Origin of the sequence: Collinsella sp. SGI.178 (assembly GCF_050313495.1) — a bacterium.
Lineage (GTDB): Bacteria > Actinomycetota > Coriobacteriia > Coriobacteriales > Coriobacteriaceae > Collinsella.
Map to the genome: position 1 here is coordinate 1 of NZ_JBNPLM010000071.1, position 239 is coordinate 239.

Below are 239 nucleotides of genomic sequence, written 5' to 3' on the forward strand. Positions count from 1 at the left end.
GCCCTCGTGCGCCCAGATGAGGCAGCCGCGGTCGTGGTCGACGACCACCGTGACGTACTTGTGGCCCTTCTTGTACGACGTCTCGTCGATGCCGATGCGGCGCACGCCGTCGAACCTCGAGGCGCCGCGCGCGGCCTCCAGCTCGGCGTAGACGCGCCTGCACACGCCGCCCACGCTGTGCCACTCGACGCGGGCGAGCTCGGAGACCGCCGAGGCGGTGCAGCGGACCGCCAGCCACG

The 239-nt window shown here is 72.8% G+C and carries 1 pseudogene; it reads right to left on the reverse strand.

What is annotated here, in order from left to right:
* Positions 1 to 105 (reverse strand): annotated as a pseudogene (locus ACQRAQ_RS08685) (transposase); the annotation flags it as partial.
* Between the last annotated feature and the right edge of the window lie 134 nt (positions 106 to 239).